The organism is Arthrobacter sp. SIMBA_036, from assembly GCF_046535135.1.
In the GTDB taxonomy this organism is placed as follows: Bacteria; Actinomycetota; Actinomycetes; order Actinomycetales; family Micrococcaceae; genus Arthrobacter.
In genome coordinates this window covers 91,820-112,337 of sequence record NZ_JAWRXG010000002.1, presented here as the reverse complement: position 1 = coordinate 112,337, position 20,518 = coordinate 91,820, and the positions used below count along the sequence as shown (strand labels likewise).

The following is a 20,518-nucleotide window of genomic DNA, read 5'->3' as shown; positions in this document are numbered from 1 at the left end:
GCCTCGGTGTGGCCTAAGCGATCACTTTTCCGCGCGTGCGGCTATGTACAACGAAAACCCATTCGCGGGAGACTGGCGTCATGCGCAAACTAGCCTTCGGCATGAACCTGAGCCTGGACGGCTACATCGCCGCGGCCGGAGACGACCTCGGCTGGAGCGTGCCGAGCGACGAGCTGTTCCAATGGTGGTCCGACCGGGTAGGGGCGACGGGCCTGGCGCTGTACGGGCGCAAACTGTGGGAGACGATGAGCTCCCACTGGCCGACAGCCGACCAGCAGCCTGGCGCCACAGCGGCGCAGATCGAGTTCGCCCGCCGCTGGCGGGACATGCCAAAGGTGGTGTTCTCCTCGTCGACCAGCACGGTCGACTGGAATACTCGCCTGGTCACCGGCGACGCGGTCACCGAGATCACCCGGCTCAAGGCCGACGACGGCGGCCCCATGGACATCGGCGGGGCCACACTCGCCGCCGCGGCCATGCGGGCCGGGCTGATCGACGAGTATGTAATCGTCACCCATCCGGTCCTGGTGGGCGGCGGCACGCCGTTCTTCACAGCCCTGGACAACTGGGTGAACCTGAGCCTGGTGGAGACCCTGACGTTTCCCGACGGCGTGGTCCTGACCAAGTACGAGACCCGGAGCTGAGTGCCCGACGTCGAATCAGCGCGGGCTTCGGCCCGCTGACGGGCACCTCCTTCCGAGTACCCCTCCGGGCCCGAAGGACCACCCGTTCCGGCATTGACCTGCGTTTGGCCATTCATTGGAGTAATGGGCCGTTTTTTCGTGTCCCAACCAAGTAGTGCAGGTCCGCGGTACTGAGTACAACAGGGTATGTGCCGAACCAAAGCTCCCAAGTAATCGAGTACCAACTACTGGTGTATGGGGTTCATCCGAACGGCAGGATTGTTCTTGGAAGAACGGTTTAGCCCCAAGCATCACCGGGATTCCACAAGTCGCATCATCCGCATCGGTGGTCTCTTTGAGCCGATGCACCGGCCGTCGAAAGGCGGTTCGGCCTTGGACGAAGCCGGCGGCGACAGAGTCTTCTGAGACCGAGACTCTCCCCCCAGCCGCCGCCGGCTTCTAGGCCAAGGACCCGCGAATCGCGGAACCCAAACTTCCCGGACCAGGGACTGCTGCTATTGGAGTGTGCATGTTGCCGGATCCTTGGCTGGATGAAGAAACTGCCGAATCAGGCCTGAAGCCATCAGCCTTCCCGGACCGGACACAGTTGCTCCAGCTCATCGTTTCCGCTGTACCCTCACCTTCCACCCACGGCGTCGTGGTAGTAGGTGACCGGGGATCTGGAAAGAGCGGGTTGTTGCGGGCGGTCAAGGCGGCCCTTCCTGCCAACCTGGACGTCCGCAGCTTTGCCGGAACGCCCGAACTTGCAGCGACCCCCTACGGCATCTTGAATGCGCTCAACGAAGCCTACGAGGATCAGGGCACCCCGCCGGGATTGAATGTCCTCCGGGCTTTCACCCGCACGCTCGGTCCGGCGCAGCACTTGTTCGCCCCCGGCAATGCGCGACGCCGGAGCCGCGGCGGTCCGCCGTCGGGCAGGCCTCCACTGGTCCTGCTGGTGGACGATATCCAGCACATCGACCAAGCCTCTCTGGCCGTCCTTCTTCAGCTGATCCCCGGGTTCGGTGCCACCCTGGTGGCCACGGCAGACAGCGGAGGGCCACTTCCGCAGGATCTCTACCAGCTGTGGGAGGACGGGTTCCTGGAGCAGTACGCGCTCCCGCCACTGACTTTCCCGGAAGCGCATCAGGTGTGCAGGAGCATTCTTGGGGGCAACGTCCAGGAGCGAGCCAGCGCTCTCCTCTGCGCATTGAGCGGTTTCAACGTGGGTTTCCTGCGCCTTGCGATCGAGGACGCCCTTGAGGCCGGACTCCTGGTACTGCGGCACGGCTTCTGGACTATAGACGCCGGCCTGCACTGTCACTGGCCACGGGTGGTTCGCCGCGTGGAGTGTGAGAACGCCCAGCGACCCGACGAGGAACGGGAAGCACTCGAACTCGTGGCGCTCGCGGAACCGTTGCCCCTGGAGACTGTGGAGCGAAGCTATGGCCAAGTCGTCGTGGAGCGGCTGTTGGCCTCCCACCACCTCAGGCTGCTGGCGGGGCGCCCGCCCCTGATCCGGACGGCGTCCTGGCTATTTGGCGAGGGAACGCGGCGGTCGGTGCCAGCGTCGCGCAGTATCGCTTTGCGGTTGGCGGCGGATGTGCCCTACCTGACGCCTGCATCGGCACCGACCATGCTCCGATGGTTGACGTGGACGCTCGCGTGCGGATTGCCACTGCCTGAAGAGCTTCTGCTGGCCGCGGCACCGGCCGCTGACAGGCCCTCCACAGCAGCGCTGGCACTGCGCGCAACGGCCGCGGTGGCAGGAGTTGCGCACCGGGACGAGGTGAGGCTCGTGACGGCCCGGGCCTTGGTGGCCGAAGGCCGCCTCCGGGAAGCCGCCCTGGAGTTGCGGCAGTTGGCGGCGGCTGGAATCCCGGCCGAGGTTCGCGTAAGTGCCGCAGACCGTCTCGCGGCCTTGGAGCTGTTAGGGGTAGTGGAAGGCGAACCGTCGGGAGTGTCGGAGGATGCCGATTCCCTGACCGGGGCCGTCAGGGAATCGGAACGGCTGGTGCTCGCCGGCAACTTCAGGGCGGGATTGGCACCATCCTCGGCGGCAATGGACAACATTGCTGCTGATCCTCGCTTGGAGGTCTTTCGGCCCGGTGTGATCCTGAGGCACATGGTGGCCCTCAGGTACAGCCTGGCCTGGGAAGAAGCGGATGGCTTGCTGGAGTCCGCCACCGTGTACGCGCTGCCGCTGCATGTTGCCCTCTGCCATGACGTTGCACGCGGGTACACCCAACTCAGCCAGGGGTTACTGCCGGCGGCACAGCGGACGTTGGAGCCGGCGGTTGCAGAACTGTCCGACGCCGGCCTCCCGGCCGTCTACTCGCTTGCCACAGCCATGCTCGCGTATGTGGAGGCGGCCACCGGACAGACCGAACGAGCCACTGCAAGGATCAAGGAAAGTGGCGCCGCCATGGCTCGGATCGGCACCGGCCAACTCCTGCCGCAGCTCGCTGGCTTGTTCACTGCTGCAGCCCAGGATGCGGCGGATGCCCCGTCCGGTTACCTACTGCACCTGGCCGGGCGGTTCCGTGCAGAAGGACGGCCTACCCTGGAGGCCGAAGCGTTATCGCTCTCTGTGCTCAACAAGGCGAACGCAGGTGTAGCAGCCGATGATCCAGTGATTGGCCGCTTGACTGAGGTGGCGGGGAGCCTGGACGGTGCTTGGGCCTCGTCGCTCGGTAAGTTCGCCTCCGCCCTGGGGACTGACAACCCAAGACTGCTGGAACTGGCGGGAAAGTCCCTCGCCTCGGACCGCCAGTTTGCGCACGCTGCGATGTGCTATTCCCGTGCGGCGAGCGGATATGACGCAAGTGGACGCTGGGCTGCTGGCAGGCGCGCGGCCGGCCTCCTCCATCGGCTCCCTGGCGCACTCGAGAGTGAGGTTGCTCCATCCCCGGGAGGGGTGCTGGGGACAACCGCGGGTGAGGTGGCCAACGGCACACCGTTGTGACCGCCCTGCGTGGGATAATTGGGAGTCCCTGAAGGATTTCCAAGGAGCGCCCCTTGACTGCCGTATCAACTCCCGCCTCACTGCAACGGTCCATGAACGCCATGGACAACGCAGAGGTGCTCCGAATCCGGAATGATTTCCCGGTCCTCCACCAGCAAGTCAATGGCCAGGCCTTGGTGTACCTCGATTCCGGTGCCACGTCCCAGAACCCGCTCAGCGTCATCGAGGCGGAGCAGGAATTCTACGAGCAACGCAACGCCGCAGTTCATCGCGGCGCGCACCACTTGGCCGTGGAAGCGACAGAAGTCTTCGAGGACGCGCGCCAGACTGTCGCGGACTTCATCGGCGCGGGGTACGAGGAAACGGTGTGGACCTCCAATGCCACCGAGGGCCTGAACCTGATCAGCTATGCCCTGTCCAACGCGACGCTCTGGGCTGCGCAGGGGAGGGGCAGTTCGGCCCTGAAAGACCTGGCGGTAGGCCCCGGTGACGACATCGTGGTCACCGAAATGGAACACCATGCCAACCTCATTCCTTGGCAGGAGCTCGCGTTCCGCACCGGCGCCACCTTGAAGTACATTCCGGTAACGGACCACGGCGCCCTTCGCCTGGACGCAGCTGCCGAGATCGTGGGAGAGCGGACCAAGGTCCTCGCGTTCACCCACGCTTCCAACGTCCTCGGTACCATCAACCCGGTCCAGAAGCTCGTAGCCATGGCCCGCCGCGTTGGGGCATTGGTGGTTCTGGACGCCTGCCAGTCCGTTCCGCATATGCCCATCAACGTCAAGGACTTGGACGTCGATTTCGCTGTCTTCTCCGGCCATAAGATGCTGGCGCCCACGGGCGTGGGCGTGCTCTACGGCAAGCAGCAACTCCTCGATGCCCTCCCGCCGTTCCTCACCGGCGGTTCCATGATCACCACGGTGACCATGGAGCGGGCCGAGTACCTGCCCGCGCCGCAGCGGTTCGAGGCCGGGACCCAACGGATTTCGCAGGCGGTGGCGTTGGCGGCGGCCGTCAATTACCTGACCGAGACCGGCGTCGACCGCATTCATGCGTGGGAAGCGACGCTGGGACAGCGGCTGGTGAAGGGCTTGGAAAGCATCGACGGCATCCGCGTGGTGGGTCCGCCGTCAGGGACTGAGCGGATCGGTTTGGCCGCCTTCGACGTCGACGGTGTTCATGCGCACGACGTCGGCCAGTTCCTTGACGCCCGGGGGATCGCGGTCCGGGTTGGCCATCACTGCGCGCAGCCGCTGCATCGGCGCCTCGGACTGACCGCTACCACCCGGGCGAGCACCTACCTCTACAACACCACGGACGACGTTGACGCTTTCCTTGACGCTGTTTCCGGGGTCCGGGCCTACTTCCAGGCCTGAGCGCATTTTTGATCCCGATTTCTTTGATCCCGAGTTCCCAGAACAGGCAACACACACCATGAGTCTCGACCAGCTGTACCAGCAAATTATCCTGGACCATTCCAAGCAGCGCCACGGCAGCGGCCTCGCTGACACCGCCGCGCCGGCGGGTTCGTCCACAGGTCAATCGCATCAGCTCAATCCCGTGTGCGGGGACGAGGTCACGTTGCGGCTGGCGGTTGCCGATGGCACGGTGCAGCAGATCAGCTGGGACGGTGCCGGTTGCTCCATTTCCATGGCCTCGGCGTCGGTCCTCACGGACCTCGGTGAGGGAATGTCGGTCGCGGAGCTGCACTCGGTCATTGACACCTTCCGCGAGGTGCTCCGTTCCCGTGGCAAGGTGCACGCGGACCCGGAAATCCTGGGGGACGCAGCGGCATTCGAAGGCGTGGCGCGCTATGCGGCAAGGGTCAAGTGCGCCATGATCTCCTGGGTAGCCGCCGAGGACGCCTTGAACCAGGCAAGCGCCTAGCGTTCAGTCCCGGGCAAAGAGGTCCGGCACGCCGTCGCCGTCGTCGTCGCGTTCTTCATCCGCTTGGACTGCCCGGTAGCGCCGGTTTCGGGCTTTAAGCACGACGGCGGCCAGCAGCGCGGAGACCAGGGAACCTGCCAGGATGGCGACTTTGGCGTGGTCCGTGTGCGGCGACGCGGGGCCGAAGCTGAGCTCGCCGATGAGCAGCGAGACGGTGAAACCGATGCCGGCCAGCAGCGCCAGGCCGAAGAGGTCTATCCATGCGATGCTGGAATCCAGGCTCGCGCGGGTGGTTTTGGTGACCAAGAACGTGGTGCCAAAAACACCCACGGCCTTGCCCACTACCAGGGCCGCGGCAATGCCAAGGGCCACGGGATCCCGCAGTGCGGCCCCGACGCCGTCGAAAGCACCGCCGTCAAAACCTAATAAGGTGACGCCCGCGGAGAAGAAAGCGAAAACGGGGACGGCGAAGCCGGCAGAGAACGGCCGGAGACGGTGTTCGAGGTACTCAGCCAAGCCCTCAGCAGGTTCGTTTTTCCTCCCGCTGGCCGAGACGGGAACGGCGAAGCCCAACAGCACTCCGGCCACCGTGGCATGAATCCCCGAGGCGTGGACCAAACCCCAGGTTGCAAGCGCCAGGGGGAGCAGGACGTACCAGGTGCGGACGCGCTTTTGGACAAGCACGGTGAACAGGCCCAAGGGAACCAAAGCGGCCAGCAGCAGGAGCGGCTGGAGTCCCGAGGAGTAGAAGAAAGCAATGATGCCGATGGCGATGAGGTCATCCACCACGGCGAGCGTCAATAAGAAGGTTCTCAACGCGGCTGGAAGATGGGTGTTGATAACGGCCAGGACCGCCAGGGCGAAGGCGATGTCCGTGGCCGTGGGAATTGCCCACCCTGTCAGCGTGTCCCGGTTTCCGAGGTTGAAGAGCACGTAGATGAGGGCCGGAACCGCCACGCCACCTACGGCAGCGGCCACGGGAACCACTGCCCGGGCCGGTTTGCGGAGCTCCCCGGCAACGAATTCGCGCTTGAGCTCCAAGCCTGCGAGGAAGAAAAACACCGCCAGCAGGCCGTCGGAGGCCCAATGGCCAAGACTCAGATCCAAGTGCCACGGCGCGTAGCCGAAACCGAGGTCCCGTAGGGCGAAGTAGCCATCAGCTGCCGGGGAATTCGCCCAGACGAGGGCGGCCACGGTGGCCGCGAGGAGGAGCGCACCGCCAACAGTCTCCGTGCGGAGAATCGCGAGGATACGGCGGTACTCGGGGTAGCTTGAGCGGGTGAAAAGGCGGTTGGAAGGTGCCGGTAACTTGGACACGAAGTTCCTTATCTGGTCAGGGCGTTACAAATAAACCGCCGACCAGACTTCCCGGCACACCAATATCCACTCTACCCAACCAGGGGACAGCACATGTCCCAATAACCGCTCAGGGAAACGTGTGCTGTCCCCTGGTTAGGTGCGGGCAGCGCTAGGCGACCAGGCCCACGACGCCGATCACCGCAGTCGCGAGGCCAAGGACCATGGAGATACTGACCAGGACAACGTGGACCGTGAGGAACTTGGTGGCCTTACCGGCAGTGTCGCGGGCGCGGGGATCCTTCATCACGCGCTTGAGGAACTGCGGCCACACCGCCAAGGACCACACTCCGGCAATGACCAGGATGATCGCCAGGATTGCGGGGATGTTCATGCTTAGTGGCTTTCGAGCCAGGCTTCGGCCTGCTGCGACTGGATGTTCAAAGCCTTGCCGACCATGGGCTCGGCGGCATCGGCGATCTTGCCGCCGAGGAACGGAACGGAGGAAGACACGGTGCCTTCGAGTTCGATGCGCGTGCCGGTACCGTCGGCCACCAGGCGCTGGACAGCTTTGACGTCCAACGGAGCGCCGGAAACCTTGAGGGCAATGTTGCTCGAACGCGAGCCGTCCGCTGCCGGGGCTTCCCACTGCTCGTTCTGGGTCACGGTAAGGGTTTCACCGACGAACTTACGGGCCATTTCCGGCAATCGAGTGGTGGGCAGGGTCCGGACGGTGGTGGTGCTGAACGGCCCGGCGGTATCGCCCTCGATGGTGAACGACACGAGGGAGCCGCCCACCAGTTCGCTCGTGTGGCGCAGGAAGTCCTCGTCAACAAATACGGCGGTGACGCGGTCAACGCTGTGCGGAAGTGTGGTGGATGCGCTCAGTGCCATGGGTCCTCCGTGGATGGTGGTGGTGAAGCTTTTTAGCTCCCAACATCCTACGGGGTCTCGCTGGGCACCCCGGAACCGGCCGCCTCCGGCGTCTCTTGGAGGGCCATCGCGGCAGCGGAAATGTTGCGGGCCATGGAGGGGAAGATGAATCCGTGGAACGGGTACACACCCAGCCAATAGAGCCTGCCCGCCAAACCACGCGGAAAGAAGATGGCGCGCTGTTTGTAAAGGCTGCCATCGCCGTCGGGCTCTACACCCAACTCAAGCCACGCACCTCCAGGGGCCCGCATCTCGGCCCGCAAGCGCAGGAGATGGCCCCGCTCGATGGCCTCTACACGCCACCAATCAACTACCTCGCCCGTGTTCAGCGTCTTGGGATGCCGGCGCCCACGCAACAGCCCGGCGCCACCCTGCAGCTTGTCCATCCATCCCCGGATCCGCCAGGCCAGGGGCAGTGAATACCACCCATTCTTCCCGCCGATGCCCTCAATGATGGTCCACACCTGCTCAGGCTTCGCTTCGCTGTGGAAGGTGCGCTCATCGAGATACACCTTGTAACCGGCCCAGTCGGGGTCGCTCGGCAGCGGATCGGCGTCGATCCCGGCATTGGCCCAGGTGGTCTCCACCTGCCCGTCCCTTTCCTTGCCGAGCGCCAGGGCGACGGCGCGGCGGTACGGCGTCAGGCCGCCGTCGGGCTTGGGAATGTAGTGGTCGACGTCGTGCTCCCGTGACACGGCGTCGTGCTGGAGTGACTGCACCAAAGGTAAGGACATGGACCACGGAATGGGCGTCACCAGGGCAACCCATAGCCCGGCCAGCTTGGGCGCCGGGACCGGGAGCGCGATAACCAGCCGCCGCGGAAGCCCACGCTCCGCGGCATATTCATTCATCATTTCCTTGTACTTCAAGACCTCGCGGGAGCCGATGTCGAAAGAACGGTTCAGCTTCTCCGGGAGGGCAGCGGCCGCAACGAGGTAGTGCAGCACGTCGCGGACCGCTATTGCCTCGATCCTGTTATTCACCCAACTGGGTGCGGGCATCACAGGCAGGGTGTCGGCAAGGTGCCGGATCATCTCGAAGGACGCTGACCCCGAACCAATCACCACGCCGGCCTGGAAGACGATCGAATCGACCGGCGACTCGAGGAATACACGCCCCACGGTCTCGCGTGAACGCATGTGTGTGGAAAGCTCCGTGTCCGCCGGGTGCAGGCCGCCCAAGTACACAATCCTGTCCACGCCGGCGTCGGCTGCGGCGCCTGCGACCAGGCGGGCCATGGCTTCCTCCTTGGCCTCGAAACCCCCGCCGGATGCCATGGAATGGACCAGGTAGTACAGGACCTCGACGCCGCTCAAAGCTTCGGTGAGTCCCTCGGCGTCGGACAGGCTGTTCTCCACAATTTCAACGCGGTCATGCCAGGGGACGTCGGCAATCTTCTGCGGCGTGCGGACCAGGACCTTGACCCTGTGGCCCGCTTCGAGGAGCCGGGGGACCAGGCGTCCGCCGATGTAGCCGGTGGCGCCGGTGACCAAGACGGTCCTGGGCTGCTCAGGGGTGTTCGAATGGGTGGCTTCGGAAGGCTGCAACGGAACTCCTGGGGGTGGGGGAGGGGTAGGCTGGAATGACCCGGCATTCATCTGAATTTCCGGGCATTTGTGTTGCCTGCCCTTGGAACCACCCTAGGAGTTTCAGCCATGAGCCTCAACGGTCTGCGCCGCGCACTGGCGGAGGACAAGACTTTCGCCCGCGTCCGTACGGAGGCTGAGCGGCCCTTCGCCGACCGCAACAGCGACTACCAGATCAGTGCCCCCACAGGGATGCGGGCCGTGTTGCTTGCTGAGATGGCCGACGCTTTGGTGTCCGGCGACACGACGAATGGACAGAGCGTACCGGTGGTCCTCGCCGTCACCGCCACCGGCCGCGAAGCCGAGGACCTTACCGCAGCCCTGGCTTCCTACCTTCCCGCGGACTCGGTAGCGACCTTCCCCAGCTGGGAAACCCTTCCGCACGAAAGGCTCTCGCCGCGCTCCGATACTGTCGGGCGCCGGCTTTCGGTCCTCCGCCGCCTCACCCACCCGGAAAGCTCGACGTCGGCCCCCCTCCGCGTGGTGGTGGCTCCCGTTCGTGCTGTGGTCCAGCCCATTGTGGCCGGACTGGGCGACCTGGTTCCGGTCACCCTGCAAGTGGGCCAAGACCGTTCCTTCACTGACGTGGTCCGGGCCCTCTCCGATGCCGCCTACGCCCGGGTGGACATGGTGACGCATCGCGGTGAATTCGCAGTGCGCGGTGGCATCCTGGACGTTTTCCCGCCTACCGAGGACCACCCCATCCGCGTGGAGTTCTTCGGCGATGAGGTGGACCAGATGCGGTGGTTTGCCGTCGCCGACCAGCGTTCGCTGACTGCGCCCGGCGTTCACCATCCCACGGAACTGCACGCTCCGCCCTGCCGCGAAATCCTGATCACGCCGTCGGTAATGTCCCGCGCCGCGAAGCTCAAGGCAGACATGCCGGCAGCAGCTGACATGCTGGAGAAGATCGCCGGTGGAATCGCCGTGGAAGGAATGGAGTCCCTGGCGCCCGTGCTGGTTGATTCCATGGTTCCGTTCGTGGATTCGTTACCGGCCGGCTCGCTGTCAGTGGTCATCGAACCCGAGAAGGTGCGCACCCGTGCGCACGACCTCGCCGCCACCAATGAGGAGTTCCTCGAGGCGGCGTGGTCAACAGCGTCCGACGGCGGTTCGGCTCCCCTTGATCTTTCATCCCAGGCCTCGTCGGACCTGCACGCCGCCAGCTTCCGTTCCCTGACGGACACCCGCTCGGCAGCCCTGGAACACAGTGTGTCGTGGTGGTCCATTACCTCCCTCGCGACCGACGAAGACCTGGTCCTGGACATCGACGTCCTCAACATGCGAGCCCGCGAACCCCGGGGCTACCAGGGCGATGTGGCCGAGATGCTCGAGTTCATTGGCTCCCGGGTCCGGGACCAGTGGCGTCTGGTGGTGGTCACGGACGGTCCCGGCCCCGCGCAGCGCTTGGCCGAGTTGTTCCATGACGCGGAGATTCCTTGCTCCCGGGTGGACTCGCTGGATAAGGAACCCCAGGCCGGGATCATCGAGGTGACCACCGCCGCCGTCGGACGTGGTTTTGTTTTGGACGGCCTCAAACTGGGCCTGTTGACCGAAGCCGATCTGCTGGGGCGCGCCAGTGCGGGCTCCACCAAGGACATGCGGCGCATGCCGTCCAAGAGGCGCAATGCCGTGGATCCCTTGCAACTGCATGCGGGGGACTTTGTGGTGCACGAACAGCACGGCATCGGACGGTTCGTGGAGCTGATCCAGCGGAAGGTGGCCGGTACGTCCTCCTCCGATGCCGGGCTGCGTGAATACCTGGTGCTGGAATACGCGCCGTCCAAGCGGGGTGCGCCGGGGGACCGGCTTTTCGTTCCGACGGACCAGCTTGACCAGGTAACGCGCTACGTCGGCGGTGATGCGCCTGCGCTGAGCAAGATGGGTGGCGCGGACTGGGCCAGTACCAAGTCCAAGGCACGCAAGGCCGTCAAGGAAATCGCCGGTGAACTGATCCGGCTCTACTCGGCGCGAATGGCCTCCCGTGGGCACGCCTTCGCGCCCGACACGCCGTGGCAGCGGGAGCTCGAAGAGGCGTTCCCGTACGTGGAGACTCCGGACCAGCTGACAACCATCAACGAGGTCAAGGCGGACATGGAGCGGGAGATCCCCATGGATCGCCTGGTGTCCGGGGACGTCGGCTACGGCAAGACCGAAATCGCGGTCCGGGCCGCTTTCAAGGCCGTCCAGGACGGTAAGCAAGTGGCCGTCCTGGTGCCTACCACCCTCCTCGCCCAGCAGCACTATGAGACGTTCACAGAGCGCTTCTCCGGCTTTCCCCTCCGCGTGAAGCCGCTCTCACGGTTCCAGTCCACTAAGGAAGCCAAAGAGACGGCCGACGGCGTGAAGAGCGGTGCTGTGGACGTGGTGATCGGCACCCACCGGCTCTTGTCCAAGGACTTCCAGTTCAAGGACCTTGGCCTGGTGATCGTTGACGAAGAGCAGCGGTTTGGCGTTGAACATAAGGAAGCGCTGAAGAAAATGCGCACCAACGTGGACGTCCTGGCCATGAGCGCCACACCGATCCCGCGAACCTTGGAGATGTCCCTCACCGGCATTCGGGAAACCTCCACGCTGGCCACTCCACCTGAAGAGCGCCATCCGGTCCTGACTTATGTGGGCCCCTACACCAACAAGCAGACCTCCGCCGCGATCCGGCGGGAGTTGATGCGCGAGGGCCAAGTGTTCTTCGTGCACAACCGGGTGTCTTCCATTGAACGCATTGCCGCCCAGATCCGCGAACTTGTTCCCGAAGCCCGGGTGGAAGTGGCGCACGGCCAAATGTCCGAGAGCCGCCTGGAAAAGATCATTGTGGACTTCTGGGAGAAGCGCTTCGATGTGCTGGTGTGCACCACCATCATCGAGACAGGCCTGGATATCTCCAACGCCAACACCCTCATTGTGGACGGTGCCGACAAGTACGGACTCTCGCAGCTCCACCAGCTCCGGGGACGCGTTGGCCGTGGCCGTGAACGCGCCTACGCCTACTTCCTCTACCCTTCGGAAAAACCACTCGGTGAGGTGGCACTGGAGCGCCTCAAGGCCGTGGCCGCGCACAATGAACTCGGCGCCGGCATGCAGCTGGCCATGAAGGACCTGGAAATCCGTGGTGCGGGTAACCTGCTCGGCGGCGAACAGTCCGGGCACATCCAAGGCGTCGGCTTCGATCTCTACATCCGTCTGGTGGGCGAGGCCGTCGCGGAATACCGTGGCGAGGCCGAGGAGAAGGCCGCCGAGATGAAGATCGAGCTGCCAGTGAACGCCCACCTGCCGCACGACTACGTGCCCGGCGAGAGGCTGCGCCTGGAGGCGTACCGCAAGTTGGCCGCCGCCATCACCTACGAAGCCATCGATGAGGTCTTGGCCGAACTGGTGGATCGTTACGGCGAGCCGCCGTTGCCCGTCCAGAACCTCATTGCCGTTGCGCGCTTCAGGGTGGGCGCACGCGAAGCCGGCCTGTCCGACGTCGCCCTTCAGGGCAATTTCGTCCGTTTCTCGCCAGCGCAGCTGCCCGAGTCCAAAACCATGCGCCTGAACAGGATGTACCCGGGTTCGCAGGTCAAGCCAGCCCTGGACGCCGTGCTCATTCCTAAACCCAAAACCGCTAGGATCGGCGGCCGGGACCTGCAGGATGCCGAGATCCTGCAGTGGGCCAACAACGTCATCGAAGCGATCTTCACCGACGTACCCGTAAAGGCAGGCTAGCCCGATGATGGGAGGACACCACGCCGCGTCGGGAGCCGCGGCGTGGATAGCTATTGCCTCAACCAGCCCCTACGCCCTGGGTTGGTACCCGCTGGACCCCACCGGCATCCTGATCGGCGCCATGGCGACGGCGGGCACCGCCTTGGTGTGCGACTGGGACCACCGTCACAGCACCATCGCGAACTCGCTGCCGCCCCTGTCCAATGTGGTTGCGGTCGGCATCGAGAAAGCCAGCGGCGGCCACCGGCAGGGTACGCATTCATTGCTGGGAGCCTCGGCGTTCGTGGTGCTTGCCACTATCGCCGCGCAATTCCAGATGACGACGCCCTTGGGACGGCTGTCCATCGGTGCGGGGCTGCTGTGCATGTTCATGATCAACCTGGCAGCGAAAGCGCTGCACCTGTTTCCGAAATCCGGCTGGATCACCAACTGGGTCTTCGCCGTGGTCATGGCAGGGCTCGTGACCTGGTTCGCGCCGGGCCAGTGGAGCTGGTTGCCGCTGTCCATGCTGACCGGGGTGGCAGTGCACATCGTGGGCGACATGATCACCGTAGGGGGAGTGCCGCTTCTCTGGCCCATCGTCATCAAGCCACCCAAATTCCTCCGAAAGTCCCTCATCAGTGGCATTTGGCGTGCCAACGGAGCGTTCTCCATACCCTTGCTGGGACGCGCCGGATCACGCCGCGAGTGGCTGGTGCTCATCCCCGTCAGCGGATACGCCATGGTGGGAATGGGCGCCGCTGCGTGGGCGCTTCTGCAGCGGCACTGGCCGGGTTTCCTGGCAGCGTTGGGCGGTTTTCTGCCCCCGTTGTGAGGCGTCATTGCACCTCCCGCAGCCATCATGCCGGGGTCCCCGTGCAAGTAGTCTTCGGCGGGAAAACCGAGTACTCGGCAACGACCATCACTACTTTTCAGGTATTTTTCGAGTAGCCACTACTCGTGCCTGCTTCCGGGGCCAGACATACCGTGGACTTTTACGACGTTTTTGCTTGGCTAGTTGGAGGTTCTCATGGATCTGCTGGACTCGGACAGCATCCAAAAGACCAACTGGGGTAGTCGTGACGTGCAGCGAACAATAGGGTCATTGCGCCGTTCCCCTGTCGATCTTGAAGTGGTGATACCGGCCTACAATGAGGCCGAAAGAATTCCTAAAACCCTTATTCAGACTGTCGATTTCCTTGCCTGCCACAAGTGGTCCTCACGGGTTGTAGTGGTGGACAACGGGAGCGTGGATGAGACTGCTGCGGTGGTTCGCCGCATTTCCGGCGCAAATCGCAGCACGGTTCCGATTAGTGTGGTGGGATGTTCACGCCGCGGCAAAGGAGCAGCCGTGGCCCGTGGCCTGCTCAGCGGAACCTCCAGATTCACCGGGTTTTTCGACGCCGATCTCGCCACTCCCCTCGAGACACTCGAAGCCGCCATGGATCATTTGGAACGCGGGGCTGCGGCCGTCATTGCGTCAAGGCACGCCCCCGGTTCCACCTTTGTGCAGCCACAACATTTGGGACGCCGGGTGGGAGGCACCGCCTTCCGGGTATTGACGCGGTCAAAAGTCAAAGGGATCAGCGATACCCAATGCGGTTTCAAGTTCTTTGAACGCGATGCGCTGACGGCGGCAATGGTGCAGTGCCGCACAACGGGCTTTGCTTTCGACGTCGAGCTGCTCCAGTGGCTTCAGCGTTCAGGCGCTGACATCGTGGAACTGCCGGTCGCGTGGACCGACGGAGAATCTTCCACTTTCCGCCCCTTCAAGGACGGAGCTGCGAGTTTTGCGTCAGTCTTCCAGCTTCAGAAAGTCACGCCGTGACGCGGTCTTTCGTGCCTGTGAGCCTTTCGGAACAGCTGGCGGGGAAGCAGATACTTGTCCTGAATTGGCGCGACATTACGCATTCACAGGCCGGTGGAGCCGAGCAATACATGCACGAAATATCCCGCAGGTGGACCGACGGCGGTGCTAAGGTCACTTGGTTTACAGGCCGTGAAGATAGCCAGTCCGGCGACGACATGATCGATGGAATCCGGATTTTCCGCGCCGGAGGCCCTTTGGGGCTCTATCCTAAAGCCGCCCTCAAACTCCTGCGTACCCGCAGTGCATTCGATGCCGTGATTGATTGCCAAAATGGGATCCCTTTCTTCTCGCCACTTTTCCTGCCGAGAAGACTGCCCATAGTCCAGTTGATTCATCACGTCCACCAGGAGCAATTCAGCACCCGTTTTTCCGCCCCCATGGCAGCCGTCGGTCGCTTTTTGGAGGGCAAAGGCGCCAAAGCGGTTTACGGGCGTCGGGCCATTGTGGCTGTGTCCCCGTCCACCCGCTTGGAATTGCGCAAACTTGGTTTCACGGCGCCCATTCATGTTGTGCCCAACGGAACCATCGAAGTAGCCCCAACAGTGGGTCCGCGTGATTTTGAGCCGACCGTCGCCGTCGTCAGCCGGTTGGTGCCCCATAAGCGGTTGGACTTGCTGCTCGGCCAATTTGCCGTGGCTGTCCGGAGCGTGCCGAAGCTCAGGCTCGAAATTGTGGGTGACGGCCCGGAACGCCCCCGCTTGCAGCGACTCGCCATGGACCTCGGCCTCGACGACGTTGTCACGTTCCACGGGTATCAACCCGACGCAGTGCGCAACAGCCTGCTCAGCCGGGCATGGCTCACCGCTTCCACATCGGCATCGGAAGGTTGGGGGTGCTCGGTCATCGAGGCCGCAGCATGGGGAGTGCCGTGCCTTGCCTTGCGGGTCCCGGGGATCCGGGATTCCGTGGTGGAGGGCCGGACCGGTTGGCTTGTGGACACGCCCAAGGAATTTGGGGCTGCCATAGTGTCCGCGATTCAGGTGTTGTCCGACAATGGCACGGCGGGAAGTATTTCCGCCCAATGCCAGGAATGGGCGCGCTGCTTCACATGGGACCGGAGCGCCGCGCTGCTCGCGGGGGTTCTCCTGGAGGAGGAATCACGCAGGAGTGGCCGGTCCGAAGCAGTTGCTGACCGCTCCGATATGTCCACCTTGGTGCATTTCGACATGCCTGCTGGTGCCGACCTCGAAGCCATTCTTCGTCCAACCGATGAAATAGCCGAGAACCAAGGCAAGGTGTCGATCCTGATGAAAGGCCGCGACGAGTTCGAGGCATTTGCATTGATACGGCGGATCGGTCTGGTGCCCGCCGAGCTCCGCTCGGCCAGTCGCAGTGCCTTGCTTGCGGGGCCGGGTAATGCTTTCGCACCGTTCGACGCCGTAGAGGGCATCTGACGCCGTCACACCGAAGCCCTACCCCAGGGGGGACAATGACTGACACTTTGCGCGATGTCGATCCTACCGCGGGTACTGTCGTGTCTGGGACGAGAACCAGAACCAGAACCAGCCAAAGCGCCGGCACCGGAGCCAAAGTGGCCGAGAACAGTGGCGTCCTGTCCGTCTCGGCAGGGGTGGTGGGCGTCCTCAGCTACGCGTGCACCCTGCTGATGGCCAACATGCTTGGAACGCGGGACTACACCCAATTTGCGGCAGGAGCGATGCTGCTGGGAATTGTCGGAATTGTTGCCTCCGCACTGGTGCCTTTACCCCTGTCGCACTTCGTGGCTGTCCATCCGGCGGGGTCTGAAGCGCGGCGTGACGGGATGGCTTTTGCTATCTTCGTTAGCTTCTTCGCGGGCATCGTCGCGGCCGCGGCATCAGGGACGCTGGCCCTGGCTTTTTCGACGCCGGCTGTCGCCGCCGCCGTAGCATGCGGTTCGCTGGCAATCTTCGTGGTGGCGGCCCCATCGGGTTGGCTACAAGGTGAACTGCGCTTTAAGTGGTTTGCGCTGACCACCATTGTGGAGGTCCTCCTTCGGCTGGGGTTAAGTCTCGTGGTGGTGGCCTTTGCATGGGGTGCGGCGGGAGCCATTCTCGGATTCACCATCGGGGCGGTGGCGCTGTTGTTGGTGCCGTGGTCGTTCTATCGCGATTTGCAGTGGCGTCCGCGTGTAGTGCGGGAAAAATGGCGGTGGGCCGAGACCCGGGACATCGCTTCCGTTCTATGCGTGGTGTCGATCCTCGTGGGCATCGATGTGGTGGTGGTCGCGTTCTTGGCGGAAGGATCGGCTTCCGCTGCGGGATTCCAAGCCTTGGCGACTATCGCCAAAGGGCCGGTCTATGTGGCCGCAGGCACTTGTTTGGTGGCTTTCCCGCTCCTCCGCAGGCCAGGTGTTGACGTGCGCCGGGTCCTCGCGGCGGCCTTCGCTTCGTTCGGTCAGCTGGCCGTCGTGGCTTTCGCCATCATAGCCACAGCCCCCCATGCGATGGCTGGCTTGATCATCCCGGAAAAATACCACGGATCCCTTGCCCTCCTGCCGTGGCTTGCTGCTGCGGGGCTCGGGTACGCAGTGCTCACCGTCCTGGCCACGCTCCTGTTGGCGTTGCGTGCCTATCGCCGGTGCCAGCTGGGCCTGGTCTGTGCATGCTTTCTGGTAGTGGCCGGGCTCTGGACAGGCTGGGAAGTGAACCAGGTTAACGGGATGGCGGCCGGATCTGCCTTTGGTGCAGTGGCTGCGGCTCTGGCGCTGGCCCTGATCGCCTGGCCGGTACTGGCCCGCGTCGGCCAAGCCAGCGGTGTCCGAAGCCAGGTGGCCGGTTCAGGGGCCTTGCTGGTAGTCCTGGCGGTTGCCGGTCAGCTTCAGCCCGTTGTGTGGTTGGTCTTGTCCGCCGTCAGTGGCGTGGCCGTCCTCGCGCACCAACGCGGGTTGTTGCCGACACTGTCTGTGGAAAGTGCACGACGTCGGTACGGCCAAGGTCCTCGGGTCCCCGGCCGCCGCGCCAAGGTGCTGAAGCCGTTGCCGATCAGGCTCGCTGAGTCATCTGTCAAACTACTCTCCAAAACTGTGCTCTCCAACAGAGTGCTCTCCAACACTGCCACCGCATGTGCCACTGTGACAGCCATGGCATTCGGAGTTCGGGCTCTTGGGATTACCCGGGGCTTTGAGCTGTGGGTGGACGAGGTGCTCTACGTTCGGCTCGGACAGGCGGTGAGCACCGGACGGTTTCCCACGTTGCCGGACGGTCCGTTTTTCCTACACCCGCCCGGGTACTTTCTTCTGGAGGCCGGCGTCATCAGGCTTTTCAACATCTCCGGTGACGTTATGGACGTTGTCCTCCAACTCCGCTGGCTCAACGCTGCGTTAGGTGCGCTCACGGTGGGTCTGGGCTTCCTGCTTGTCAGCAAGCTGGCAAACCGTTCGGCCGCTTGGTTGACAGCTGTCCTCCTGTCCTTCGAACCGTTCATTCTTCGAAATAACAGCCACGCTTTCCTTGAGACCTCAGCCATGACCGCCGTCGTCGCAGGATTCCTGCTATTGCTGGGCACCCGCGAACCTGACAAGAAGCTCTACCGCGTCCTTCGACTGGGAGCAGCCGGACTTCTGCTGGGATACGGGGTCCTATGCAAGGACTTCTTCATTATCTCGACCATTGCCCCCGTGCTGGCGGCGGTGGTGTGGAAGAGGACGCTGCACTGGCGGAAGGCCGCCGTCGTTGTGGTTGCAACACTGGTTCCCTATGCCTTGTACCTGATGGTGGTAGCTACGCAAGCCACCCTTACGGATTGGATCAGTGCAAAGACAAGCGGGTTCGTCCGGGCATCCGGTTTGGAAAAGAGCACGGGCTTCACATCGGAGGGTTCGCCGAGCATCGTGGCCCGGCTCATAGATCAAAGCGGGCATTTCGGCACCAGCTACCTGCTGTTGGCCCTTTGCCCCGTGGCAGGGGCCTTCCTATGCTTCAGCCGGCGTGCAGACCGGCGAATCATTGGTCTTGCAGGCTTGGCCCTGGGCTTGGCTGGTGCCTACAGCGCTGTTTTCGGGACGTTCGAAGAGCAGTATGGGTACGGCGTCATGGTGGGCGGCGTCTTGTGCTCCGTCCTGGTGGTGGTGGAGCTCCGCGAGAGGTTCCGTAGCGGGCGCAAATTCCTGATGGTTGCCGGCCTGTGCTTTGCCGCACTGACGGTGGTACTCGGCATGCGCACCGCCTTAACGGTCGACGACGGTTTTGTCCAGGTGCGTGACTGGGCGCGAAGCGGCCTTCCTGCGAACGCCCGGGTGAGCGTCACCAACAGTACGGCGCAATTGGTGTTCGGCGATGATCCGAGGTTCGGCGCATGGCCCTCTGCGCCGTTGATGCAGGGAGCCGGTGCCAACTACATCGTCACTCAGTCCTACCCATCGAGCCAAGGCTACGGGTATGTCAACCCGACCATGCTGGCCTGGTTGCGCGCCCACGCTACTCCGGTGTTCAATGTCGAAGGCCCCACCAACGGTTCCACCACGGTGTGGTTCGTAGCAAACGCTGAACTTGCGGTTGGTGCCGACGAGGGCATCGGTGTTCCTTCCCAGAACTACCAGACGGAACGGTGAACGCGGTGAAGATCCTCCATTTGGGCTTCGAGGATCCGCGCATGCCAGGAGCGGGCGGCGGCTCGGTGCGGACCTATGAAATCAACCGGCGCCTGGCAGCGGACGGCTTCCAAGTGACCGTCCTGACCACCAGGTACCCAGGCTGGCAAGAACGGGCCCAAGATGGCGTGCACTACGTCCCGGTTGGAGTAGGAAACGGGCGGAACCGACTGACCCGCCTGGCTGGATACGTGTTCAGACTTCCCTTCGAAGTTCGTAGACGCCGGTCCGATGCCGACCTGGTGGTGGAGGACTTCTTCGCTCCCTTCTCCACCATGGCAGCACCGCTGTGGACACAACGCCCCACGATCGGAGTTGTTCAATGGCTCCACGCCCGCGACAAAGCGCGCCAGTACCGGCTTCCGCTGCATTGGGTGGAGCGGTGGGGGGTCCGCACGCATAGCCGGCTGATCGCGGTGTCGCAGGGCGTCGCGGACAAGCTGATCGCGATGAACCCCGCTGTCCTCGTGGACGTGATCGGCAACGGCGTGGACCCGGCCGCCTGGAACCCCGAACCACACCTTGGACAGGACATCTTGTGCATTGGCCGGGTCGAGTTCACCGGTAAGGGATTGGACCTGTTGATCGCCGCTTGGGCCCGTTCTGAAAGTCGGGTGCAGGGGAAACTGTTGATAGCCGGAACCGGTCCCGACGAGGCGAAGTTGCGGGCAGCAATCGCGGATGCTGGCCTAACGGACCGGGTGGAACTGCTCGGCTGGCTGTCAGGGGAAGCTAAGTTCAAGGCCCTCAGCGCCGCCCGCTTGGTGGTGTTGCCATCACGGCAGGAAACCTTCGGCCTCGTCGCAATCGAAGCGCTTGCCACAGGTACACCCGTGATCGCTTTCGACATTCCTTGCCTGCGCGAGATCGTCCCGGTCGGTGCTGGCCAGCTGGTTCCGGCATTCGACGTTGACGCCTTGGGTGCAGCAATGGTGGACCAGTACGGGAACACGGGACCTGGCGTGATTGCCACAGCACGGCAGTTCGCGGCCCGATTCAACTGGGACCACCTCGCGCGACGGCAAGGCGCAGCCTATCGGAGCGCTCTATCTGTGGAATCCGAAGTTAATGACCGGTTGGGCCAACCGCCAGGAAGGTAAG

Annotated in this window: 14 protein-coding genes; 10 read left to right on the top strand and 4 right to left on the bottom strand. The window is 63.7% G+C overall.

Going from position 1 to position 20,518, the window contains the following annotated elements; all coding sequences use genetic code 11:
- Window positions 1–80 precede the first annotated feature (80 nt).
- From SB659_RS03240 to sufU, 4 genes are all read left to right on the top strand, one after another.
- Window positions 81–644, top strand: a complete 564-nt coding sequence (locus tag SB659_RS03240) for a dihydrofolate reductase family protein (protein ID WP_410549463.1) — start codon at window positions 81–83, stop codon at window positions 642–644.
- A 508-nt stretch (window positions 645–1,152) separates the two neighbouring features.
- Window positions 1,153–3,588 (top strand): AAA family ATPase, encoded by a 2,436-nt coding sequence (locus SB659_RS03235; protein ID WP_410549462.1) that lies wholly within the window; start codon window positions 1,153–1,155, stop codon window positions 3,586–3,588.
- A gap of 53 nt (window positions 3,589–3,641) precedes the next feature.
- Window positions 3,642–4,967: a cysteine desulfurase gene (locus SB659_RS03230; protein WP_410549461.1), complete on the top strand. Its 1,326-nt coding sequence runs from the start codon at window positions 3,642–3,644 to the stop codon at window positions 4,965–4,967.
- A 58-nt stretch (window positions 4,968–5,025) separates the two neighbouring features.
- Complete coding sequence (gene sufU / locus SB659_RS03225) at window positions 5,026–5,478, top strand: Fe-S cluster assembly sulfur transfer protein SufU (protein ID WP_284974428.1); 453 nt, start codon at window positions 5,026–5,028, stop codon at window positions 5,476–5,478.
- A 3-nt stretch (window positions 5,479–5,481) separates the two neighbouring features.
- Here the strand turns inward: sufU and nhaA are convergent, their stop codons facing one another.
- From nhaA to SB659_RS03205, 4 genes are all read right to left on the bottom strand, one after another.
- Window positions 5,482–6,795 (bottom strand): Na+/H+ antiporter NhaA, encoded by a 1,314-nt coding sequence (nhaA, locus tag SB659_RS03220; RefSeq protein WP_410549460.1) that lies wholly within the window; start codon window positions 6,793–6,795, stop codon window positions 5,482–5,484.
- A gap of 151 nt (window positions 6,796–6,946) precedes the next feature.
- Complete coding sequence (locus SB659_RS03215; RefSeq protein ID WP_284974430.1) at window positions 6,947–7,168, bottom strand: SCO4848 family membrane protein; 222 nt, start codon at window positions 7,166–7,168, stop codon at window positions 6,947–6,949.
- 2 nt (window positions 7,169–7,170) lie between these two features.
- Window positions 7,171–7,668, bottom strand: a complete 498-nt coding sequence (locus SB659_RS03210) for a DUF2505 domain-containing protein (protein ID WP_284977714.1) — start codon at window positions 7,666–7,668, stop codon at window positions 7,171–7,173.
- Between the two features lie 47 nt (window positions 7,669–7,715).
- Window positions 7,716–9,254 (bottom strand): SDR family oxidoreductase, encoded by a 1,539-nt coding sequence (locus SB659_RS03205; protein WP_284977715.1) that lies wholly within the window; start codon window positions 9,252–9,254, stop codon window positions 7,716–7,718.
- Between the two features lie 108 nt (window positions 9,255–9,362).
- On the opposite strand from SB659_RS03205, the gene mfd reads away from it, so the two are divergent.
- From mfd to SB659_RS03175, 6 genes are all read left to right on the top strand, one after another.
- Window positions 9,363–12,998, top strand: coding sequence for a transcription-repair coupling factor (gene mfd / locus SB659_RS03200; protein WP_410549459.1), 3,636 nt, complete (start codon window positions 9,363–9,365; stop codon window positions 12,996–12,998).
- A 4-nt stretch (window positions 12,999–13,002) separates the two neighbouring features.
- Window positions 13,003–13,812 carry a metal-dependent hydrolase gene (locus tag SB659_RS03195; RefSeq protein ID WP_410549458.1) on the top strand — a complete coding sequence of 270 codons (810 nt, stop codon included), beginning with the start codon at window positions 13,003–13,005 and terminating at the stop codon, window positions 13,810–13,812.
- Window positions 13,813–14,007: 195 nt separating this feature from the next.
- Window positions 14,008–14,805, top strand: a complete 798-nt coding sequence (locus SB659_RS03190) for a glycosyltransferase (RefSeq protein ID WP_410549457.1) — start codon at window positions 14,008–14,010, stop codon at window positions 14,803–14,805.
- Window positions 14,806–14,915: 110 nt separating this feature from the next.
- A complete protein-coding gene (locus tag SB659_RS03185; protein WP_284977857.1) occupies window positions 14,916–16,241 on the top strand; it encodes a glycosyltransferase family 4 protein in 1,326 nt (441 codons plus the stop codon).
- Window positions 16,242–16,378: 137 nt separating this feature from the next.
- A complete protein-coding gene (locus SB659_RS03180; RefSeq protein ID WP_284977719.1) occupies window positions 16,379–19,378 on the top strand; it encodes an oligosaccharide flippase family protein in 3,000 nt (999 codons plus the stop codon).
- 5 nt (window positions 19,379–19,383) lie between these two features.
- Window positions 19,384–20,517: a glycosyltransferase family 4 protein gene (locus SB659_RS03175; protein WP_410549456.1), complete on the top strand. Its 1,134-nt coding sequence runs from the start codon at window positions 19,384–19,386 to the stop codon at window positions 20,515–20,517.
- Window position 20,518: the final 1 nt, after the last annotated feature.

Coding starts and splice junctions, on each gene's coding strand:
- SB659_RS03240 (WP_410549463.1), top strand. CDS start 81: ATGCGCAAACTAGCCTTCGGCATGAACCTGAGCCTGGACGGCTACATC.
- SB659_RS03235 (WP_410549462.1), top strand. CDS start 1,153: ATGTTGCCGGATCCTTGGCTGGATGAAGAAACTGCCGAATCAGGCCTG.
- sufU (WP_284974428.1), top strand. CDS start 5,026: ATGAGTCTCGACCAGCTGTACCAGCAAATTATCCTGGACCATTCCAAG.
- SB659_RS03215 (WP_284974430.1), bottom strand. CDS start 7,168: ATGAACATCCCCGCAATCCTGGCGATCATCCTGGTCATTGCCGGAGTG.
- SB659_RS03210 (WP_284977714.1), bottom strand. CDS start 7,668: ATGGCACTGAGCGCATCCACCACACTTCCGCACAGCGTTGACCGCGTC.
- mfd (WP_410549459.1), top strand. CDS start 9,363: ATGAGCCTCAACGGTCTGCGCCGCGCACTGGCGGAGGACAAGACTTTC.
- SB659_RS03195 (WP_410549458.1), top strand. CDS start 13,003: ATGATGGGAGGACACCACGCCGCGTCGGGAGCCGCGGCGTGGATAGCT.
- SB659_RS03190 (WP_410549457.1), top strand. CDS start 14,008: ATGGATCTGCTGGACTCGGACAGCATCCAAAAGACCAACTGGGGTAGT.
- SB659_RS03185 (WP_284977857.1), top strand. CDS start 14,916: ATGCACGAAATATCCCGCAGGTGGACCGACGGCGGTGCTAAGGTCACT.